The organism is Brenneria sp. L4-2C (assembly GCF_040240335.1).
In the GTDB taxonomy this organism is placed as follows: domain Bacteria; phylum Pseudomonadota; class Gammaproteobacteria; order Enterobacterales; family Enterobacteriaceae; genus Brenneria.
In genome coordinates this window covers 52,587-71,781 of record NZ_JBEIAC010000010.1, presented here as the reverse complement: position 1 = coordinate 71,781, position 19,195 = coordinate 52,587, and the positions used below count along the sequence as shown (strand labels likewise).

The window sequence follows — 19,195 nt, the reverse complement described above, 5'->3', positions numbered from 1 at the left end:
TCCCGCGAATCAGACGCCGTCCTCCCGCACCTGCACAAAATGGCCGGGAGAGACTTCCCGATAGCGCCGCGGCGGACAGACAAAATCAGGCGCTCTTACCGGGCTTTTCAATTCATCGCTCGCCACGGCGCGCGCCGGCCGGGTGTCGGGATCGGGGATCGGCACCGCCGCAATCAGGCGGCGGGTATACTCATGCTGCGGATTGCCGAAGATGGCGGCGCGCGGCCCTATCTCGACGATCTCGCCCAGATACATCACCGCCACGCGATGGCTTATCCGCTCCACTACCGCCATATCATGGGAAATAAACAGGAAAGAGAGACCCAGTTGCTGTTGTAAATCCAGCATCAAATTGATCACCTGCGCCTTGACGGAAACATCAAGCGCCGAAACAGACTCATCGGCGATGATAATTTTCGGTTCCAGCGCCAACGCTCTGGCGATACAGACCCGCTGGCGTTGTCCGCCGGAAAACTGGTGAGGAAAACGCCCGGCCATCCAGCCTGGTAAACCGACCTGCTCCAGCAGTTCCCCGACGCGCGCATGGACCTCTTTTGCTCCGGCCAACCCATGCGCCAGCATCGGCTCGGCAATGGCGTCGCCCACCCGTATTCTCGGATTCAGGCTTTCGTAGGGATCCTGAAATATCATCTGAATGAGCCGACGGCGCTCGGACAGAGCGTGCTTATCCGCCGTCAGCAGATCCTGCCCCTGAAGCAGAATCTCTCCGCTATCTGCTTCAGTCAGACGGATGATTGACCGGCCGGTGGTGGATTTTCCACAACCCGACTCGCCGACCAGCGACAGGGTTTCGCCGGGCCATAGATCGAAAGAAACGTTTTCCACCGCATGCACCCGTCCGGACAAACGCCGGAAAAAACCGGCGCGGATATCAAAACGGGTCACCAGATTTTTCACCGCCAGCACCGGTTGATCGCCGCCAACGGTATCGACCGTCGCCGGTATCGGCTGCGGCTCGCCGGTACGGCGATCCACCAGCGGGAAACGCTGCGGCAAGTCGCTGCCCGACATGGCCCCCAATCGGGGTACGGCGGACAGCAACATGCGGGTGTAAGGATGTTTGGGATGATGAAAAATTTCTCTGGTGGCGGCGTTCTCCACCATTTCGCCCTGATACATCACCAGCGTGCGATCGGACACTTCGGCCACCACGCCCATATCATGGGTAATAAACAATACCGACATCCCTTCCTCTTCCTGAAGGGTTTTAATCAAAGCCAGTATCTGCGACTGAATGGTGACATCCAGCGCCGTGGTCGGTTCATCGGCGATCAGCAGTCGCGGATTGCAGGCCAGCGCGATGGCGATCACCACTCGCTGGCGCATGCCGCCGGAAAAACTTTGCGGATACTCATTTAACCGCGATTTTGCGCCGGGAATGCGCACCTTTTCCAGCAGGCGAACGGCCTCCGCCCTCGCCTGCGCGGCATTCATTCCCCGGTGGCGGCGCAGCACCTCGGTAATCTGGTAACCAATCGGCAACACCGGATTAAGGCTGGTCATCGGCTCCTGAAAAATCATGCCGATGCGGTTGCCGCGCACATCCCGCATCTCGCGGGGCGATAAGGAGAGCAATTCGACGCAGCCGAAATGAATCTCCCCGCCGATCTGACTCTGCCCGGCAGGCAACAACCGCATAATGGATTTCGCCATCACGCTTTTGCCCGAACCGGATTCCCCCACGACGGCGACGGTCTCTTTCTCGCCGATAGTGAAAGACAGGTCGCTCACCACATTCATCCACTCGCCATTCACCTGAAAAGCCGTGGTGAGATGCGATACCGACATAACCGGCGACGTCATGCATTCCCCCTTAATGCCGTGGATTGAGGATATCGCGCAGCGCATCCCCAACCAGATTGATCGCCACAATCAGCAGCAGCAGCGTCAGCCCCGGAAAGAAACTGATCCAGTAGTCGCCCGACATCAGATATTCAAAACCGTTTGAGATCAATAAACCCAGCGAGGGTTCGGTTACCGGCAAGCCGATGCCCAGAAAAGAGAGCGTCGCCTCCAGCATAATGGCGTAGGCGATGCGCATCGTCGCCACCACAATCAGCGGCGCCAGACAATTCGGCAAAATATGGCGGAACAAGATCCGTCGATTGGGTAAAGCCATGCTGCGCGCCGCATCCACGTAGCTGCGGCGCCGTTCGACCAGCGCCGATCCCCGAATGGTGCGCGCGTAGTAAGCCCACTGAGTCACCACCAGCGCCAGAATAATTTTATCGACGCCTTGCCCCAGCACCGCCAGCAAAATCAACGCAATCAGGATCGGCGGGAAACTGAGCTGAATATCGACGATACGCATAATCACCGCATCCGTTTTACCGCCGGCATAGGCGCTAATCAGTCCCAGCGACGCGCCAATCAGCAGCGCTAGCGCCGCGCTGGAAAAACCGACCGTCAAGCTGATCCGCGTGCCGTAAAGAATGGCGCTGAGCAGGTCTCGCCCCTGATCGTCGGTACCCAGCCAATAGGTCGCGCCGCCGAGACTGTCGGAGCCGGGCGGCAACCGCCCGTCCATAATATCGAGCTGCATCAGATCGTAAGGATTTTGCGGCGAGAGAAGCGGGGCAAACAGCGCCAGCAGGATAAAGACGGCCAGTATAATCAGGCCGCACAGCGCCAGCCTGTTTTTGAGCAGCGCGATCAGCGCCAGCATGAAGGCGGAATGGTTCCGCTCCCGCCCTGCCGCGCGCTGATGTACCGTATTGGCGGACATCAGTGATTCCCTCCCAGCCGAACCCTGGGATCGACCAGCACATACAGCAGGTCGACCAGCAGGTTAATGACGCTGAACATCACCACGGTAATCATCAGGTAAGCGAGGATCACCGGCCTGTCCAGCACGGCTATCGAATCGATAATCAGCTTGCCCATGCCGGGCCAGGCGTAAATGGTTTCCGTAACCACGGCAAACGCGATAAGCGAGCCCAGTTCCAGACCGATCACGGTAATCAGCGGGATCAGGGTATTGCGCAGCACATGCACCAGCACAATGCGGGTTTCCGATAGCCCTTTGGCGCGGGCGAACTGCACATAATCCTGTTGCAGACACTCGATCACGCCCGCCCGCATTAAACGAATAATCAATGAGGTTTTAAACAGCGCCAGATTGAACGCGGGCAAGATCAGGTGTTCAAGGCCGTCTTTGGTTAAGAAGCTGAAGGGAATACCGAATAAATCGCTGGTTTGGCCGCGCCCCGACGCCGGCAATAGCCCCAGCTTGACGCTGAACAACATGATCATGACCAGACCAATCCAGAAGGTCGGCAAACTAAAGCCGAAGATGGAAAACGTCATGATTGACTTTGCTACCGCGCTGTCCGGCCGCAGGCCGGCATAGATCCCCAGCGGAATACCCAGCGCCAGCGCGATGACGAACGCCGTCATCGCCAGTTCCAGCGTGGCGGGCATACGCTGAAAAATCAACGTCAGCGCCGGCTGGTTAAAGATAAAGGATTTCCCCATGTCGCCCTGCAAGGCATTCAGCACGAATAATCCGTACTGCTCCCAGACCGGCTTATCCAAACCGAAAGACTGGATCACCGCCAGTCTTTCGGCGGGCGTCGCCGTCGCCCCCAGCAACATATCCACCGGATTGCCCACCAGATAAACCCCGACGAACACCAGCACCGACATAACGATCAGCGTCAATAGCGTCTGTCCGACACGGCTTAGCAGGTAGGCAATCATCAACTGTCCTCAGAACCATAGCGGCTCAGGTAGTCGGCAAGCAACGACAGGAAACCCTGCTCGTCGATATCCCGCATCACCAGCGCGTTGGCGGGCTGGGCGAGCTTATGATAAAAATCGGCGAACACATAACCCGCCGTAGGTCCGGACACTTCCACCCCGACGGCGGCGTCGACGCCGTTAAACAATGTCGGCCTGAGCAGCCACGCCACCACGGTGGCGTCGTGAACGGGGCCGCCCTCCCGGCCGAAACGCGCCACCTCATTGCGATCGAAGCGGCGTAACAGCGCCGCCAGCGCCACGCCTGGCGCGCCGCCGCGACGCGCCAGGTCATCAACCTGTTGCCGCTGAATCAACGCCTGAAAGGTCATATCCAGCGGCATAATCACCACGGGAACGCCGGCGGAAAAAACGATCGCCGCCGCATGGGGATCGGCATAAACGTTAAAGTCCGCCCAGGGTACGCGATTTCCCAATGCGCTAAAGGCGCCGCTCATGGTCACAATCTGTTTGATGCCACGGGCGACATCGGGGTGATGACGCAACGCCAAAGCCAGGTTGGTCAACGGCCCCAGCGCGCACAGAGTGATGGGATTGTTGTCCGCCGCGGCCTGACGCGCCGTGCGCACCAGAAAATCGACCGCGTGCTCCTGCTCCGGGCGGAAAGATGAATCCGGCACCAGTTCAGATGAGAATGCCCCGATATGCGCGTATTTTCCGTAGACCTGCTCGCGCACCAGCGGCCCGGCCGCGCCGGCGAAAACCGGCACGTCGCGTCTGCCGGTCAGCCCGACCACCTTGCAGGCGTTAACCAGCGTATCTTCAAGCGGTACGTTGCCCGCCACGACCGTGATGCCGAGGATGTCCAGCTCCGGCGCCGCCATCGCCAGCCAGATGGCGATGGCATCATCCACACCGGGATCGGTATCGATAATAATGCGTTCTCTGACCATATCAGGCTTGCCCTTGATAGCGATTCAGACGTTCGGCAAACAGTTCGAAAACCCGTTCGGCATCCACTTTCGTCACCACATCCACATTGGGCTGCCCGTCGGTCTTGCCATACCAGTCGGCGACGGTCTGCCCCAGGCAAAGCTCGCTTTCATGCTCAATGTAAACCCGCGCTTTTTCGCTGTTGAAACAGTCCGGCGCCAGTAACCAGGCGATAACCAACGGATCGTGCAACGGCCCGCCGCGCGAACCGTAACGGCGAATATCGTTACGATCCCAGAACGCCATCATCTCCCCCAGCGGCGCGGAAATCCGCCCGGAAAGCGCGATAAAGCGCGCAACATGTTCCGGCGTCAGGATCACCTGGTGAGAAGCATCCAACGGCAGCGCGACAATGGGGATGGATGAAGAAAACACCACATGCGCCGCGTGAGGGTCGGCCAGCATATTGAATTCTGACGTCAGACTGCGATTGCCGGCTTCCCGGTAAGCCCCGCCCATCATCACGATGCGCGCGATGCCGCCGGCAATCGCCGGTTTCATAATCAACGCCGTCGCCAGATTGGTTAACGGCCCCAGCGTACACAGGGTGAGCGGCCTGCCGGCGGCGGCGGCTTTTTCGCACTGCTCAATGATAAAGCTCACCGCATGCTGAGACTCGGCCTGCTTCCGCGGCTCGGGCAAGACCGTGTTCCCCAGGCCGCTTTTGCCGTGAAACTGCCCGTGAATAGGATCGCGGAAAAGAGGGCGATGACAGCCCGCATAAACGGGAATGTCCGTCCGCCGACCCAGTTCGCTAATCTGCAAGGCGTTGCGCACCGTGCGCTCCAGCGGTTGATTGCCGCATACCGCGCAAATGCCGAGAATATCCAGCTCTGGCGAAACAAAGGCGCTCAACAGCGCGATGGCGTCATCAATGCCCGGATCGCAATCAATAATAATCGGTACGGCAAGCATTCGGCGCTCTTTCTCTTTTTCAGACTTCATTACGCATTATAAAGCATCGACGGAGGCCAGAACGTCGGCGATCTCCCGGCGCGCCCGCTCGTCCAGCGCCGCCTGCGGCGGCAACGGATCGCCCACATCGAATCCCTGCAATTGCAGCGCCGCTTTAATACAGCCGGCAATGGAATACCGGGCGAAGATTTCATTGATGCGCCACAACGGACGCTGGAGAGCCATCGCCGTTACCCAGTCGCCCGAACGGGCGGCCTCGTACAGGGCGATGCTCTGTTTGGGAACAATACAGGCCGGGCCGGCCATCCAGCCGACGCCGCCAATCAGCATCACGCAGGCGGGAATATGAGCAGAGGCGGAGAAAACCTCCATCCGGCCGCGGGTACGTTCAATGATGGACAGTAAACGTCCGGTATTGGTGGAAGCGTCTTTGATATAGCGGATGTTATCGACATGGCTCAGCCGCTCAATCACCGGCAGGCTAAGATCGGAGCGCTGAAACTGGGGATTGGTGTAGAGCACCACCGGTTTATTGTGCGCCGCGTCCGCAACGGCGCGGAAGTAACTTTCCACGCCGCTGTCCTGGAGCGGAAAATAGGCTTCCAGTACCGCGAGAATGCCGTCGGCGCCCAGCTCGCAATAGCGCCGGGTCTGTTCTTGCGCGTCCCGAATCGTCGTCGAGGCGACGCCGGCGATCACCGGCACGCGGCCGCGGGCGGCGTCGATCACCGTTCTGACCACCTCTTCCCGCTGCGCGGCGGAAAGATAGGCGAACTCGCCGGTGCTGCCCAGCGGCACCAGGCCGTGAACGCCGCAGCCGATAAGATGTTCCGTCAGCCGGGTCAATACCGCCCGGTCAACCTGACCGTCGGGCTTGACCGGCGATACCAGATAGGGAAAAACGCCGCTGAATGCGCTCATGCCGATCCTCTTTAGCCGTTAGTGAACGGAGCGAACAAAATAGGGCAGCGTGTAGGCGTCGGAGCGACCCACGTAGGTGTACTGCTTTTTCATCGCCCAGGTGTTGGACAGGAACATCACCGGAATCACGCCCTGATCGTTCATACCGATATTCATCGCCTCAGCCAAGAGCGCTTCCCGCCGCGCGCTATCCAAGGTCGTGCGAGCTTCCAGCAGCGCTTTATCGAATGCGGGATTGGAATAACGACCGCGGTTGCCCTGCCCGCCATTGGGACCGAAGGTCTCCAGCAACGGCCCCAGCACGCCGGACGCTTCCCCGGTTTCGATGGCGGCGCCGCCCATGATCAAACTGAACTCAAGGCGGGCCGCGCGCGAAAAGTACACACTGCCCGGCATCGTCACAACGTCGGTTTTTATGCCGATGCGGGTAAACATCTGACCGATGGCCTGCGCGATTTTCGCGTCATTGGGATAACGATCGTTTGAAGCATGGAACGTCAGCGTAAAGCCGTCGGGATAACCCGCCGCCGCCAATTGCTGCCTGGCTTTATCCGGGTTGTAAACCGGCGCCGGAATGGAAGCGGAGTAGCCGAAATACCCTTTAGGCACCAACTGGGAAGCCGGGGTGGCCTGTCCGTCCATAACACGGTCGACGATAGCCTGACGATTAAGCGCTAAAGACATCGCCTGGCGGACTTCTTTTTTTAATAATGGATTTTTGCCATCAGGACCTTTGGCGAACGGCGATACGTCGCGTTGTTGGTCCATATGCAGATAAATAATACGGTTCCCTGGTGTTGAAATCGTATGTAACTGGCTATTTTTTAGAATATTACGGCTGTCGGCCGTAGGAACGCTTTCGATCATGTCCACATCGCCGGATAAAAGAGCGGCTACGCGGGCGCTGCTGTTTTTAAATACGCGAACGGTAACCTTGTCCCATTCGGCTTTTCCTCCCCAGTAATCGTCGTTACGCGCCAGAACCACCCGGTCATCAGGCACCCAGGAAACAAATTTGAAAGGTCCGGTTCCAATCACGTCTTTCCCGGCGTTCAGCGTTTCCGTCGGCACCGTTTCAACACGGGCTGGCAAAATAGAAACCCGGCTTAAGTTATTCAACAGCAAGGGGGCGGGCGCTTTGGTGGTGATGCGCACCGTTAACGGGTCGATCGCCTCGACATCGGCAATGTCGTTGACGTAAGGCGCGTAAGAGCTCGGGCTGTTTTTTGATGCCAGCGCGACGCGTTTGATACTGGCAATGACATCATTAGCGGTAAAATCACTGCCGTCATGAAACTTCACGCCTGACCGTAATGAAAACTCCCAGGTTTTATCGTCAATAATCTTCCACGATACGGCCAAAGCAGGAGAAATTTGTTGCTTTTCATCCTGAGAAACTAAACCGTCAAAAATATTACGCGCCATTGCGCTATTTTGTCCGCCTACATAAAACTGAGGATCCATTGACGTGGTGGATGTCGCCAAACCAATATTCAAATCGGCGCTAAAAACCAAAGGTGAAGTTGAAAATAAAAACGCGAAAAATAATACCTTTGTTGCTTGTTTCATTCACCACCCCCGCTATTCCATGGCAGATATATGTCGTAGATAAAATATTATATTTCTGGAGTCTATGCGTTAGACTAAACAAATAAAAATTACATTTTGTGTTGAATTGATAACCAAATATTATGTTTCGGAGTGGACAATATGCGTATCAATCCCCGTCAGGTTGAAGCTTTTCACAAAGTCATTCTTACCGGCGGGATCACGGCTGCCGCCAACATGATGCACATTACCCAACCAGCGGTAAGCCGGCTAATTCGGGATTTTGAAGACGCCCTGCACCTGAAACTGTTCGACCGGGACGGGCGGGGCCTTATTCCCCGCGCCGAAGCGATGAAGCTATACCGGGAAGTAAATCGCCTTTATCTGGGGTTGGATCACATCGCCCTTATTGCCGATGAAATCCGTCACGCCAAAGGCAGCGTGCTGCGTATTGCCTCGGTCCAGGCGTTATCGCAGCTCTGTTCGGAAGACATGCTCCCCGCCTTAATCAAGGAATATGCGGATATCTCTTTGTTTTTAGATATAGAAAGTACAAGCCACATCACCGAGGCCATTACGGCTAACCACTACGACGTAGGCTTTATCTTTGGACAGATGGGCAACAAAGGTCTGGAGGCCGAAGCGCTAGGTGAAGCCAGCGCCGTAGCCGTACTGTCGATAGCGCATCCTCTGGCGAAAGCGAAGCAGATTACCATTGCCGATTTAACCCGTTACCGCGCCATTCTGCCGGGCAGAACCACGCCGTTACGGGCGCAAATCGATATGTCGATCAGAAACGAAATCGGCTATTTGCATAATCCGATTGAAACCTCGATGGCCAACAGCTGCGCGCTGGCGGCAAAGAATATCGGTATCGGCGTCGTGGACTTTATTTCAGCATTGAATAGTTCCTCGCCGGTTATTGTTAAACCTTTTCATCCCAATATAAAAATGGCGTACTGCGCGGTTTATCCGCCGCAAATTCCCAGAAGCCGGTTAGTCAATCACGTTACCGAGGTGATGAAAGAAAAAATAGCGGACTGTTTACGTTAAAATAAATTAGGACGCTACTTATATTCATCTTAATTATTTATAATTGCTATTATTGAATAATGAATGACGAAATATACCGACTGGAAATAACCATACGTTGTGGCGTCGGGAGAGTTTTTTTTTAGCGCGATTTTCCCGTTGCCAGCCAGCGGGCGCAATCTTCGCCCAGTTCTTTCACTGCCCGCCGTTGGTATTGATCACTGAGTTCAGTCGGGAGAACGTCCTGCCAACGCGCGTTTTTCCCTTTACTGAAAAAGGCCTTGCCCCCTTCCTTCCATAGACCCGTACCCAGAGGAACGTATCTGGCGGCATGCGTTTTCATATAATCGAAACTGCAATGGCGTATTATCGCTTCCCACTGCGATTCATCAATGGGTGTATCGAGAAACTTCGCGATCCGTCGAATTTCACCGGGCATATCCTCAATCAGATTCGCAAAATGAACGATGAGCACATTCGGCAAATGGCGTATTGACCACCACGAACGAATGCCCTCCCAAAACGGCCAGAACGGGTGGCCGTCCTGATTAAGCCAGTCGGTAAAATAATCGACGATCAATGCCTGGGGCGGAGCCATCACCCTCAGGCGTCCTGGCTTCTCCCCGTTGGCGTTCAGCTCTGTCTGCGTTTCTTGCCTAAGGGCTGACTGATGATCATAGAGGCTCCAGACGATATCGCGACCATCACGACATATGTAAATGTACTTTGCCCGCGGGGAAAATACGAGCGACCCCACCGGCAGGTGCGTTTTTAGAAAACGACGGTGGGTTTGGGATTCAACCAGGTTTAACTTGGTTGCCTTATCGGGATAAACGGAATCAAGCCAGGGGGATATCTTCGATATTTCGACGTCTTCCTTTCCGTTGAAAATAAGTTGAGCGACAATTTGCTGCACGAGCGTTGTACCCGCCTTGGCATAACTCGCAATGACGACATCGTCATCACGATACACAAAATCATTCCATATCGTCGAATCGAAAAAACGGTTTTCGTATTCCCCCGTTTTAACGGGAAAACGGATCTCATTCATGTTCAGCTCCTTTTGATTGATGACATTCTCGGCGCTACCGACATTCGTACCCCCAAAGGGCGTAATACCAAGGCCGGATAGGGTTGAACCGTTGTGTCCGACGTTAACCGTATATCGAATCCGTGAACAATCGATGCGACGATCGTGATCATTTGCGTCATCGTCAGGTAATTGCCGATACATTTACGCGCGCCGCCGCCAAATGGAAAGTACGCGTATTTGGGTAACGTCGCGGCAAAATTGTCCGTCAGCCACCGTTCGGGACAGTACTCATCAGGACGCGCGAAATAACGCGGATCACGGTGCGTAACCCACTGACTGACAGTCAGAGTCACACCGGCCAAAGCCTGATAGCCGCCGAAAGTACAATCGCGAACCACGGTTCGCCCGGTCATCCATGCTGGCGGATATAAGCGCAACGCTTCTTTAACCGCCGCTTCCGTATACCGCAGCGTTAAAATATTATCGGCCGATATGCCGCCCTGCCCGCCGAGAACGGCCTCGGCTTCGTCAAATAATTTTTGGCTAACCTCGGGGTGAAGAGCCAACAGATAGCATGTCCAGGTTAACGCATCCGCCATTGGTTCAAGACCAGACATGATCATGGTGGCCAATTCGTCACGTATCCACGCTGAATTCCCGCTTTCATCTTCCTCCAGCAGCATGCCCAGCAGGCAAGTCTGACTGGTTATCGTGCATCGATATCGTTCGATAATACGGCTCATTACCTGATCCAGGTCGCGGCGCGCCTGACGCAAACGAAGGTTATTTCTCGTGGGAATAAAAAGCGGGAAGCGAATTTGGTTGCGCGTCAGCGCCATCACGACTTCCACCATGTGCGCTATTTGCCGCATTTCATCATTATTGACCGCCATCCCGAAAAGGAACCGGCTACCGACTTCCATAGACAATTGCGCCATCTCTTGGCGGATATCGCGTACAGAAGGGTTACGGCGCCAGGCGTGGAGAAATCGAGTGGCGATGGATGCGGTCTGCGCTATATTTTCACGGATCAGCGTCTTATGAAAGGCCGGTTGCAGCTTACGCCGCTTGATTTGCCAGTCGGCCCCGGAACTGTTCATTACCGCATCGGGGAAAGCAGAATGATTTTTTCGCTCGACGCCTGGGACGACTTTCTCGAATAGCCCGTTTTTGTCGTGAAAGACCTGCTCGATAAGTTCCGGGTGGTTAACCAGATAGGTAAACTTGGCGATACGAACGACATCCCCGTACTCGCGTGAACACATCAACAGGAAATCCAACGGATTGTTGGAAAAAACAGCCAGGTTACCGGTAAAAAATTTGCCTCTCGGCCCGGGAGGGACATTGTTGCCGTTATCCATAACTCATTGTTCTCCTTTAATAATCCGGCGGTTATTCCTCCGGAATAGGATGCTTCTCTTCCTTCTGATAAAATAAAGGGGAGTCAAACTCCCCTTATATGATGAGTAAACCGTTAATACGTATAGATGTAACCTAACTTCTGACCACGAATAACGCGTGAAAAATTTGCCAACGCACAAATTATTCCCTTCATTATAATCTCCTTTCGTTAAATTAAGTCGGCTACTTTGTGTCCATATTCGGCACAAAATTTAAGCTATCAAATCATCGTTTCCCGATCAACCCCAATAGCAGAAATCAACCTAATTGCCGCCCATAGCGACATCAAGTCACCCGTGCTTATAAACGGAGATTTGACTCGGGCTTTGCGAGGTAAACGGTTCCCGGCGCCAGTTGCTCCAGCGGGCGTGCAGTTTCAGCCCGGCGATCCGAGCCATGAGATCCAATTCAGACGGCCATACATACCTAAGTTTATGGGAATATACCTGTGTTCCCGTTTCGTTCAGTACGATAACTCGCTGGTCGATGACCTGCCGCTCCAGGTTGGTTTTTGAACCAAGCAACATCACAGTCTCGGCATCGTCCGTCGACGGAACGTCAAACAGATCGTCAATACTGCCTGCGCCGTTAAATATCGAGCTTTTCGGTATCACCGTTTGAATGACGAACGAGCCATCCTCGGTTAACTTCTTGCTCGCATTGATAAAACAGCCCAGTTGCTCTTCTTGGGTAAGTAAGTAGCCAAATGACAGCACCACGTAAATCAGGCCGAACGGTCCGTCGACAGGAACATCGGCAAAATTTGCGCAAACGGTGGAAATACGATCGCCCCCTGGTTTTGCGCGCAGTTTATCGAGCATTTTGATCGAATTATCCACGCCGGAAACGTGCAACCCTTTCAGAGATAAAGGTAAGGCGATTCTGCCGGTGCCAACGCCCAGTTCAAGCACTGGCTGGTCGTTAGCCAATTCTGCGAGCGTGTCGACGCAATACGCTTTAGCATTGGCTGGCCACCGGTCGTGCCAGGAATCATAGAACTCGGCAAACGAATCGTAACGGGTTTTCGCGCTATCTTGCATGAAGGCCGCCTTAGTCTTTATGGTTTAAAACGCAGTGACCGCTATTCCGCGCCGAGATTCTCTCGGCATAATATGCTGGATATCGGCGCAGCCACCGGATGCACACCATCCTACTTTACCTGGTCGGTTCGAATAAGAAGAGGCTCAGGCGTTGAGAACAAACTTCTCAATCGCGTAAGCCACGCCATCCTCCGCGTTGGTTTTGGTGATGAACTGGCTGGCCTCTTTCACTTTATCAATGGCATTACCCATCGCGACGCCGGTCCCGGCATAGTTAATCATCGCCAGATCGTTTTCCTGATCGCCCATCGTCATGATGCTTTCACGGGGAATATGCAGATGTTCGGCCAGCATTTTTACGCCCTCGCCTTTGTTGACCCGCTTATCCAGAATTTCCAGATAAAACTCGGCGCTCTTCATCAGGGTGTAATGCTCGAACGCTTCCGGGGGGATCTGGGCGATCGCCCGATCCAGCACCGGCGGCTCATCGATCATCATCAACTTCGGAAACCTCAGATTGCGATCCATCTCTTCCACCGCGCGATACTTCAACGGCATGCCGGTCAGGTTCGACTCATGAACGGTATAGGCGCTGATATCCTTATTGGCGGTATAGACGAAATTGAAGTCCAACGCGTGGAAATGCACGTTGAGCTTGCGCGCCAGCGCCTCGAAGTAGAGATAGTCGTCAAAGCTGAGCGTGGTTTGCGCCACGCACTCGCCGTCGGCGGCGCGTTGCACCAGCGCGCCGTTGTTCGTGATGCAGTAACACCCCTCCTGCCGTAAATCCAGCTCGGCCAGGTAAGGGGCCACGCCAATAAACGGGCGGCCGGTAGCCAACACCACCTGGACGCCTTTTGCCCGGGCGGCGGCAATAGCGGATTTTACCGCAGGCGAAATTTGGTTCTGGGGCGTCAGCAGCGTCCCATCCATATCAATAGCGATTAGTTTAATAGACATAGTTTTTCCAGCAGCAGATGACTGCTTTTATGCTAACGCGATTCAGCTATGAAAGCCCGTGAAATGCAACGTGCTGAAGCCTATTGGGCAACACCGGCAAAGCCATTAACCGCCGCCTGAGCGGCTTCGCCCTTACCCGCTGTCCCTTATCCACAAAGCAGGCAATCTTTAAAGACCCTATGCATTCTGTCCTTCGACTTATTCTTGGTTTTTTTGCTTTTGATTCGGGGGGAAAATTATGCAGAGGAATGGGAGGACGCCCGAATGCGGCGTGATTTACCGTACCTTGAAATATATTTGCTTTCTCATTCCATAAAAGCGGTCTGCGCCGCCCGTGCGCTGGCGCAGAACGTCCAGGTGTTCAGACTCGCCTGATCCCGCGTCAACGCAGGCCGGCGATCGCTGCCGGCCTCTATCCCGTTGCAATCATCCGCCGGCAGGGATAACCGGCGGCGATAAAAAGATTGAACGCTAATAATATGAACATTATGGTACTCTTATGCCTGAGCTGCCTCAGGAACGACGCCTGCTTGCTGCGCAAGCCTTTCACGAGAAGACAGACTCGTCAATCCACCACCGCCTGCTGACGACAAACAATGAAACGAATCAAGCTGCCCCTGCTGGCTCAAATTTCCGTTGCCCACCTGGTGAGCCATTTTCACATGATGGTGCTGCCCGCCCTTATCCCGCTGCTCTCCGAACAGCGGGATATCAGCTTCGTCGAACTGGGTTTCGCGCTAAGCGTGTTCAACATTGTCTCCGCCTGCGTACAAACGCCCATCGGTTTTATGGTTGACCGCATTGGCGCCCGCCGTACCCTGACCGCCGGACTGACGCTCGGCAGTCTGTGCTTTTTGTCCCTGAGCTTTTCAAGCAGCTACGTCTGGCTGGTGGCGGCGATGGCGCTGGCCGGGGTGGCGAATGCGGTCTATCATCCCGCCGATTACGCGCTGTTGTCGCGTGGAATCGATGAAAAACGCATGGGACGGGCGTTCTCGATTCATACCTTCTCCGGCTTCTTCGGTACCGCCATCGCCCCTGGGATCTTGCTGGCGGTCGCCGCTTTCGCGGGGACCGACAGCGCATTTATCGTGGCCGGCGCGCTCGGGCTGCTGACGGTTCCCCTGCTGTTAACCGGGCGCGACCAACCGCTCCCGCGTCAGACCGGCGCACAGGCTGGCGCGCAATCAGGCAAACAACGCCGCGTCGCGGTTTTTACCCTGCCCATCATGGCGCTGTTGGCGCTATTCCTGCTGCTAAACCTGAGTACCTCGTCGATCCAAAACTTTTCGGTGACGGCGTTTGTGACGGGTTATGACCTGCCGTTGTCGCAGGCCAATATCGTGCTGACATCCTTTCTGTTTTCCAGCGCCTTCGGCGTACTGGCAGGCGGCGCGCTGGCGGACAAGACCCGGCGTCATGGGCTGGTGGCAACCGCGGCATTAGCGATAACCGCGGGATTAATCACCCTGGTCGCCCTCTACCCGCTGCCCGTTGCGGTATTGATTCCACTGCTGGCCGCCGCCGGCTTTCTGTCCGGCATGATTGCGCCTTCGCGCGACATGCTGGTGCGGGCGGCCTCTCCCGCCGGCGCCGAAGGGCGCGTGTTCGGCATTGTCTCCACCGGCTTTAATATCGGCGGCGCGGCAGGCCCGGTGCTGTTCGGTTGGTTACTGGACCACGGCCATCCGCAGGCCATTTTCTGGTCGGCGGTGATTTTTATGCTGATCACCGCGCTGATCACTCTGCGACAGGAACTGCGCAGCGGCAAGCAGCGGGCTATCTCGGCGGCATAACCCTCGTCTGACCGGTATCAGACTTTCATCTCCGGCAGCCCGGTAAAGCTCAGGGACGATTTTCTGACGATAAGTTCGGGGGGAATGATAATTTTCACCGGATCGCCGTGCAGGTTTTCGATTCTGCGCATCATTTGTCCGGCGGCCGCCACGCCCCAGCGATCGTGCGACACCGAAACCGTCGTCAGCCCCGGCTCCGCCGTTTCCGTCTCGCGCACGTTGTCAAAACCGACAATCGCCATATGCTCGCCGGGAATTCGCCCCATAAGCCGCAGGCCGATGGTCACGCCCAGCGCGATAACGTCGTTATGGCAGAAACAGGCCGTGGGAGGCCGCTCCAGCTCCAGCGCCTTGCGGATTGCCTGAATACCGCCTTCGCGATTCAGCGGCGACGGGATGATCAGCTGCGGATCAACGTCTAGTCCCAGCTCGCGCATCGCGCTACAGTAGCCTTGCAGACGCTCCCGGTAAGCCGTATTGCCAGGCGGCGTTCCGCCGATATAGGCAATCCGCCGATGTCCCTGTTCCGCCAGATGACGTATCGCCAGCTGCGAGCCGAGGCGATAGTCCGTGCCGACATAATCGGTTTCGATCCCTTCCACCTCCCGGCCGATAAGCAGCGCCGGTATGCGCAGGGTACGCAGTTTATCGAACAGGGAAGGCGGCGTGCCGAGCACCGGCGTCAGGAAAATACCGCACACGCGGTTCTCCAGCATGGTTTCCAGTACGCGGGTCTGCTTCTCCAGAGACTCGGAAGAGATGCCCAGCAGAAAAGTGTGCTGCCGCTCGTAAAGCATATCGCCGAGTTTGGTTATCATTTGATGATAAAAGGGATTTTCTATATCGGTAATGATAATGCCCAGCGAGGAAGAACTTTGCCGACGAAAACTGGCCGCCATCCTGTCGTACACATAGCCAAGCCTGGCGATCGACTCCATGACTTTTTTGTGCGTGCTGGGCTTGATGGCGTTGCTTCCCCGAACCACCAGCGACGCCGTCGCTCTGGAAACTCCCGCATCATTCGCCACATCCTGAAGCGTCACCCGATTGCCGCGCGCAGCCATGTCACCTTATCTCCCTTCGTTTTCATTGGAACCTGCCGGTTAAACTGAATATTTATCATTAGTTAATGAATAAATCGCATAAGAAAAGCCCTATTAATAACATTATCGACAATATAATATCCTGCTAATAATAAACACGCTAAATGCATCGCTGAATTTATTATTTTCTGGTCGCGGAGAGAAGCGACATTTTTTTCCGCAAAAATTAGATCGATATAATTTTTGCGGAAAGTTTATAACATAAATTTCCGGCTGCTAAAAAAATCATTTTTTTCATTAGGTTAACAAGAAAGGCTTGCCATGATTGAAATCAGGAATCTGTATAAGTCTTACCAGGACAAGCCCGTTCTTTGCGGCATCAACGTCACTATCGCCGATGGGGACATTTACGGCCTGGTTGGCGCCAGCGGCGCCGGAAAATCGACGTTACTGCGCTGCGTTAATGGATTGGAAAGTTTCGAGCGCGGTACGCTGCTGGTGAACGGAACCGATATCAGCCAATTGCGCGGCGGCGAGCTGCGCAAATTTCGCAGCGGCATTGGAATGATTTTTCAGCAATTTTCCCTGCTGGAACGAAAAACGGTTTATGAAAATATCCTGTTTCCCATGAAGTGCTTCCACTATAAAAAAGCGGACGCCGATGCGCGCGTTCATGAGTTGCTGCAACTGGTGGAGCTGACCGATAAGACTCACGCCCGCCCCGACCAGCTTTCCGGCGGGCAGAAACAGCGCGTCGCCATCGCCAGAGCGCTGGCGATGAATCCCGACATCCTGCTGTGCGACGAAGCCACCAGCGCGCTCGACCCTAACATCACCAAGTCAATCCTGGCGCTGTTGAAAAAAATCAACCAGGAGCTGGGTATCACCATCATCGTCGTCACCCACCAGATGGAAGTGGTGAAGCAAATCTGCAACAACATTTCCATTTTGAGCAAAGGGGAACTGAAGGCCTCCGGCTCGGTGCAGGATATTTTCCTTAAGCGCGCGGCGGCGCTGGATGAGCTGCTCGGCATACGCGCGCCGGACGCCGATGACAACAAAGCGCTGATTGAAATCGTCCAGCGTCCGGACCGAACCGGCCTGTTGGCCGACTTCGCCCTGGCGACCGGCATTCGGTTTGAAGTCCTGTGGGGCGGCCTGGATCGCTATGCCGACAATATTGCCGGAACATTCACGGTCGCGATGGACAGGCGAGACTTCGCCAACGCCCAGGCCTATCTGGATGCGATCGGCGCAGAATGGAGAAACCTGTAATGTATCAATATGATTTTCAAACCATACTCGATCGCATCATTCTTCCCGGTTTGCTGGATACGCTGATCATGCTCGGCGGCACGGTGGTGAGCTGCACCTTTTTCGGTTTTGTGCTGGCGCTGATTCTGGTCACCACCGACGTTAAAGGATTGCGGCCCAACCGGGCGGCTTATGAAACCATCAGCGCCATCATCAACGTACTGCGTTCGGTACCCTTCATCATTCTGATCATTACCCTCATCCCGCTGACGCGATTTATGGTGGGGACCACCATCGGCACCACGGCGGCGATTTTCTCCATCACCATCGTCGGCTCCCCGCTGCTCGCCCGGCTGCTGGAAGGCTGTTTCAAAGAGGTCAATCCCAGCCTGATAGAGGCGGCCAAATCGTTCGGCGCATCCGACGGGCAGATCACCTTTCACGTCATTGTCAGCGAGTCGATCCCCTCGGTGGTCTCTCATCTGACCCTGGGATACGTTTCGCTGCTCGGCTTCACGGCGATGGCCGGTACGGTCGGCGCCGGCGGGCTTGGCGCGGTGGCGTTGACCTACGGCTATCAGAACTTCAACGACACCATTATGTACAGCACGGTGATTATCCTGATCGTCATCGTCCAGTTCATTCAGTTCAGCGGCAATCTTCTCTATCGAAAACTCAAGTAATCACCTGAAAACGAGGTATGCAGATATGAAAAAAACGCTTTTGCTCGTCCTCTCCCTGGCTTCCGCGCTCACCTCGCCGGTCTTCGCCAGCCAGCCGCAACACGCCGGGAAACCGCAAAAAATCGTCATCGGCGTCATCGCCCGCGAACAACCCGATATCGACTACGTCGCGCAGAAACTGAAACCCGCGGGGTATGACATCAGGGTGCAGGTGTTCAATGACAATATCGCGCTGAACCACGCCACTGCGGACGGCAGCATCGACGCCAACTATTTCCAAAATGAAAAGTATTTGAACAGCTTTAATCAAAGCAACGGCACCCGGCTGGTCGCCTACGGCCCCAATATCTACACCACGCCCGTCGTTTTTGTGTCCAAAAAGCATAAAGACGTCAACGCGTTTCCCGACGGCGCCAAAATCGGCATCGCCAACGACTCCGCCAACCGCGCCCGCGAACTGGCGCTGCTGGCGGCCAACGGCTTGATCAAGCTACGCCCCGGCGTCGAACTGCCGACGCTGTTGGATATCACCGAAAACCCCAAAAATCTTAAATTCATCGAGATCGACCCGCGCAGCCGGGTAGGCGCGTTCGCCGATCTGGATGCGATGACGGCGCCGTCCATCACCGTATATCAGATGGCCGATCCCGACGTCACCATCGAAACGGCGCTGTTTGAGGAAACGCCGGACGTGTACAAGCAGTACGGCGGCGTGCTGCTGGCCATTCCCGAAGGGTCGGCGGAAAAGAACAAACCCTGGCTGGATAGCGTGGTTGAAGTGCTCTCCTCCAAAGAATACGCGGAATGGCTGCTGAAGACTTATCACGGCGTCAAAAAACCCTACAACCTGTAATCA

General features: G+C 55.3%; 17 protein-coding genes. 5 read left to right on the top strand and 12 right to left on the bottom strand.

The window, feature by feature from the left end:
- Positions 1-9 precede the first annotated feature (9 nt).
- Genes ABRZ26_RS15405 through ABRZ26_RS15375 form a run of 7 tightly spaced genes read right to left on the bottom strand, consistent with a single transcriptional unit; the run spans position 10 to position 8,118 of the window.
- The gene (locus ABRZ26_RS15405; protein WP_319605025.1) at positions 10-1,824 is read right to left on the bottom strand and encodes an ABC transporter ATP-binding protein; all 1,815 of its coding nucleotides are present in this window, start codon (positions 1,822-1,824) and stop codon (positions 10-12) included.
- Positions 1,825-1,834: 10 nt separating this feature from the next.
- On the bottom strand, positions 1,835-2,746 hold the full coding sequence (locus ABRZ26_RS15400; RefSeq protein ID WP_319605024.1) for an ABC transporter permease: 912 nt from the start codon (positions 2,744-2,746) through the stop codon (positions 1,835-1,837).
- Positions 2,746-3,720, bottom strand: a complete 975-nt coding sequence (locus ABRZ26_RS15395) for an ABC transporter permease (RefSeq protein WP_319605023.1) — start codon at positions 3,718-3,720, stop codon at positions 2,746-2,748. Before ABRZ26_RS15395 ends, ABRZ26_RS15400 begins: the two co-directional genes overlap by 1 nt.
- A complete protein-coding gene (locus tag ABRZ26_RS15390; RefSeq protein ID WP_319605022.1) occupies positions 3,720-4,673 on the bottom strand; it encodes a nucleoside hydrolase in 954 nt (317 codons plus the stop codon). Before ABRZ26_RS15390 ends, ABRZ26_RS15395 begins: the two co-directional genes overlap by 1 nt.
- Position 4,674: 1 nt before the next feature.
- Complete coding sequence (locus ABRZ26_RS15385; protein WP_319605021.1) at positions 4,675-5,628, bottom strand: nucleoside hydrolase; 954 nt, start codon at positions 5,626-5,628, stop codon at positions 4,675-4,677.
- A gap of 36 nt (positions 5,629-5,664) precedes the next feature.
- Complete coding sequence (locus ABRZ26_RS15380) at positions 5,665-6,549, bottom strand: dihydrodipicolinate synthase family protein (protein WP_319605020.1); 885 nt, start codon at positions 6,547-6,549, stop codon at positions 5,665-5,667.
- Positions 6,550-6,567: 18 nt separating this feature from the next.
- On the bottom strand, positions 6,568-8,118 hold the full coding sequence (locus tag ABRZ26_RS15375; RefSeq protein WP_319605019.1) for an ABC transporter substrate-binding protein: 1,551 nt from the start codon (positions 8,116-8,118) through the stop codon (positions 6,568-6,570).
- A gap of 141 nt (positions 8,119-8,259) precedes the next feature.
- Here ABRZ26_RS15375 and ABRZ26_RS15370 point away from each other — a divergent pair, with 141 nt between their 5' ends.
- Positions 8,260-9,150 (top strand): LysR family transcriptional regulator, encoded by an 891-nt coding sequence (locus ABRZ26_RS15370; RefSeq protein ID WP_319605018.1) that lies wholly within the window; start codon positions 8,260-8,262, stop codon positions 9,148-9,150.
- 121 nt (positions 9,151-9,271) lie between these two features.
- On the opposite strand, the gene ABRZ26_RS15365 is transcribed toward ABRZ26_RS15370, so the two are convergent.
- The 4 genes from ABRZ26_RS15365 to yidA form a co-directional block, all read right to left on the bottom strand.
- Positions 9,272-10,180 (bottom strand): sulfotransferase domain-containing protein, encoded by a 909-nt coding sequence (locus tag ABRZ26_RS15365; protein WP_319605017.1) that lies wholly within the window; start codon positions 10,178-10,180, stop codon positions 9,272-9,274.
- 2 nt (positions 10,181-10,182) lie between these two features.
- Positions 10,183-11,523: a cytochrome P450 gene (locus ABRZ26_RS15360; RefSeq protein WP_319605016.1), complete on the bottom strand. Its 1,341-nt coding sequence runs from the start codon at positions 11,521-11,523 to the stop codon at positions 10,183-10,185.
- Between the two features lie 330 nt (positions 11,524-11,853).
- Positions 11,854-12,603 carry a class I SAM-dependent DNA methyltransferase gene (locus ABRZ26_RS15355; protein ID WP_319605015.1) on the bottom strand — a complete coding sequence of 250 codons (750 nt, stop codon included), beginning with the start codon at positions 12,601-12,603 and terminating at the stop codon, positions 11,854-11,856.
- 144 nt (positions 12,604-12,747) lie between these two features.
- On the bottom strand, positions 12,748-13,563 hold the full coding sequence (gene yidA, locus ABRZ26_RS15350) for a sugar-phosphatase (RefSeq protein WP_319605014.1): 816 nt from the start codon (positions 13,561-13,563) through the stop codon (positions 12,748-12,750).
- A 596-nt stretch (positions 13,564-14,159) separates the two neighbouring features.
- Between yidA and ABRZ26_RS15345 the strand changes: the two genes are divergently transcribed.
- Positions 14,160-15,359, top strand: coding sequence for an MFS transporter (locus tag ABRZ26_RS15345; RefSeq protein ID WP_319605013.1), 1,200 nt, complete (start codon positions 14,160-14,162; stop codon positions 15,357-15,359).
- 17 nt (positions 15,360-15,376) lie between these two features.
- Here ABRZ26_RS15345 and ABRZ26_RS15340 read toward each other — a convergent pair whose 3' ends face one another.
- Entirely contained in the window at positions 15,377-16,423 is a 1,047-nt protein-coding gene (locus ABRZ26_RS15340; protein WP_319605012.1) for a LacI family DNA-binding transcriptional regulator, read from the bottom strand.
- 300 nt (positions 16,424-16,723) lie between these two features.
- On the opposite strand from ABRZ26_RS15340, the gene ABRZ26_RS15335 reads away from it, so the two are divergent.
- From ABRZ26_RS15335 to ABRZ26_RS15325, 3 genes are read left to right on the top strand one after another with little or no spacing between them, the layout of a single operon-like run.
- On the top strand, positions 16,724-17,677 hold the full coding sequence (locus ABRZ26_RS15335) for a methionine ABC transporter ATP-binding protein (RefSeq protein WP_319605011.1): 954 nt from the start codon (positions 16,724-16,726) through the stop codon (positions 17,675-17,677).
- Complete coding sequence (locus ABRZ26_RS15330) at positions 17,677-18,339, top strand: methionine ABC transporter permease (RefSeq protein ID WP_319605010.1); 663 nt, start codon at positions 17,677-17,679, stop codon at positions 18,337-18,339. The genes ABRZ26_RS15335 and ABRZ26_RS15330 overlap by 1 nt, the downstream gene beginning before the upstream one ends.
- A 25-nt stretch (positions 18,340-18,364) precedes the next feature.
- Positions 18,365-19,192, top strand: a complete 828-nt coding sequence (locus ABRZ26_RS15325; protein ID WP_319605009.1) for a MetQ/NlpA family ABC transporter substrate-binding protein — start codon at positions 18,365-18,367, stop codon at positions 19,190-19,192.
- Positions 19,193-19,195 lie beyond the last annotated feature (3 nt).

What these genes read in the sequence shown, in the direction of transcription:
- ABRZ26_RS15385 (WP_319605021.1), bottom strand. Translation starts at nt 5,628, where the DNA reads ATGCTTGCCGTACCGATTATTATTGATTGCGATCCGGGCATTGATGAC.
- ABRZ26_RS15365 (WP_319605017.1), bottom strand. Translation starts at nt 10,180, where the DNA reads ATGAATGAGATCCGTTTTCCCGTTAAAACGGGGGAATACGAAAACCGT.
- ABRZ26_RS15405 (WP_319605025.1), bottom strand. Translation starts at nt 1,824, where the DNA reads ATGACGTCGCCGGTTATGTCGGTATCGCATCTCACCACGGCTTTTCAG.
- ABRZ26_RS15390 (WP_319605022.1), bottom strand. Translation starts at nt 4,673, where the DNA reads ATGGTCAGAGAACGCATTATTATCGATACCGATCCCGGTGTGGATGAT.
- ABRZ26_RS15370 (WP_319605018.1), top strand. Translation starts at nt 8,260, where the DNA reads ATGCGTATCAATCCCCGTCAGGTTGAAGCTTTTCACAAAGTCATTCTT.
- ABRZ26_RS15345 (WP_319605013.1), top strand. Translation starts at nt 14,160, where the DNA reads ATGAAACGAATCAAGCTGCCCCTGCTGGCTCAAATTTCCGTTGCCCAC.
- ABRZ26_RS15400 (WP_319605024.1), bottom strand. Translation starts at nt 2,746, where the DNA reads ATGTCCGCCAATACGGTACATCAGCGCGCGGCAGGGCGGGAGCGGAAC.
- ABRZ26_RS15380 (WP_319605020.1), bottom strand. Translation starts at nt 6,549, where the DNA reads ATGAGCGCATTCAGCGGCGTTTTTCCCTATCTGGTATCGCCGGTCAAG.
- ABRZ26_RS15340 (WP_319605012.1), bottom strand. Translation starts at nt 16,423, where the DNA reads ATGGCTGCGCGCGGCAATCGGGTGACGCTTCAGGATGTGGCGAATGAT.
- ABRZ26_RS15335 (WP_319605011.1), top strand. Translation starts at nt 16,724, where the DNA reads ATGATTGAAATCAGGAATCTGTATAAGTCTTACCAGGACAAGCCCGTT.
- ABRZ26_RS15355 (WP_319605015.1), bottom strand. Translation starts at nt 12,603, where the DNA reads ATGCAAGATAGCGCGAAAACCCGTTACGATTCGTTTGCCGAGTTCTAT.
- ABRZ26_RS15330 (WP_319605010.1), top strand. Translation starts at nt 17,677, where the DNA reads ATGTATCAATATGATTTTCAAACCATACTCGATCGCATCATTCTTCCC.
- yidA (WP_319605014.1), bottom strand. Translation starts at nt 13,563, where the DNA reads ATGTCTATTAAACTAATCGCTATTGATATGGATGGGACGCTGCTGACG.
- ABRZ26_RS15360 (WP_319605016.1), bottom strand. Translation starts at nt 11,523, where the DNA reads ATGGATAACGGCAACAATGTCCCTCCCGGGCCGAGAGGCAAATTTTTT.
- ABRZ26_RS15325 (WP_319605009.1), top strand. Translation starts at nt 18,365, where the DNA reads ATGAAAAAAACGCTTTTGCTCGTCCTCTCCCTGGCTTCCGCGCTCACC.
- ABRZ26_RS15375 (WP_319605019.1), bottom strand. Translation starts at nt 8,118, where the DNA reads ATGAAACAAGCAACAAAGGTATTATTTTTCGCGTTTTTATTTTCAACT.
- ABRZ26_RS15395 (WP_319605023.1), bottom strand. Translation starts at nt 3,720, where the DNA reads ATGATTGCCTACCTGCTAAGCCGTGTCGGACAGACGCTATTGACGCTG.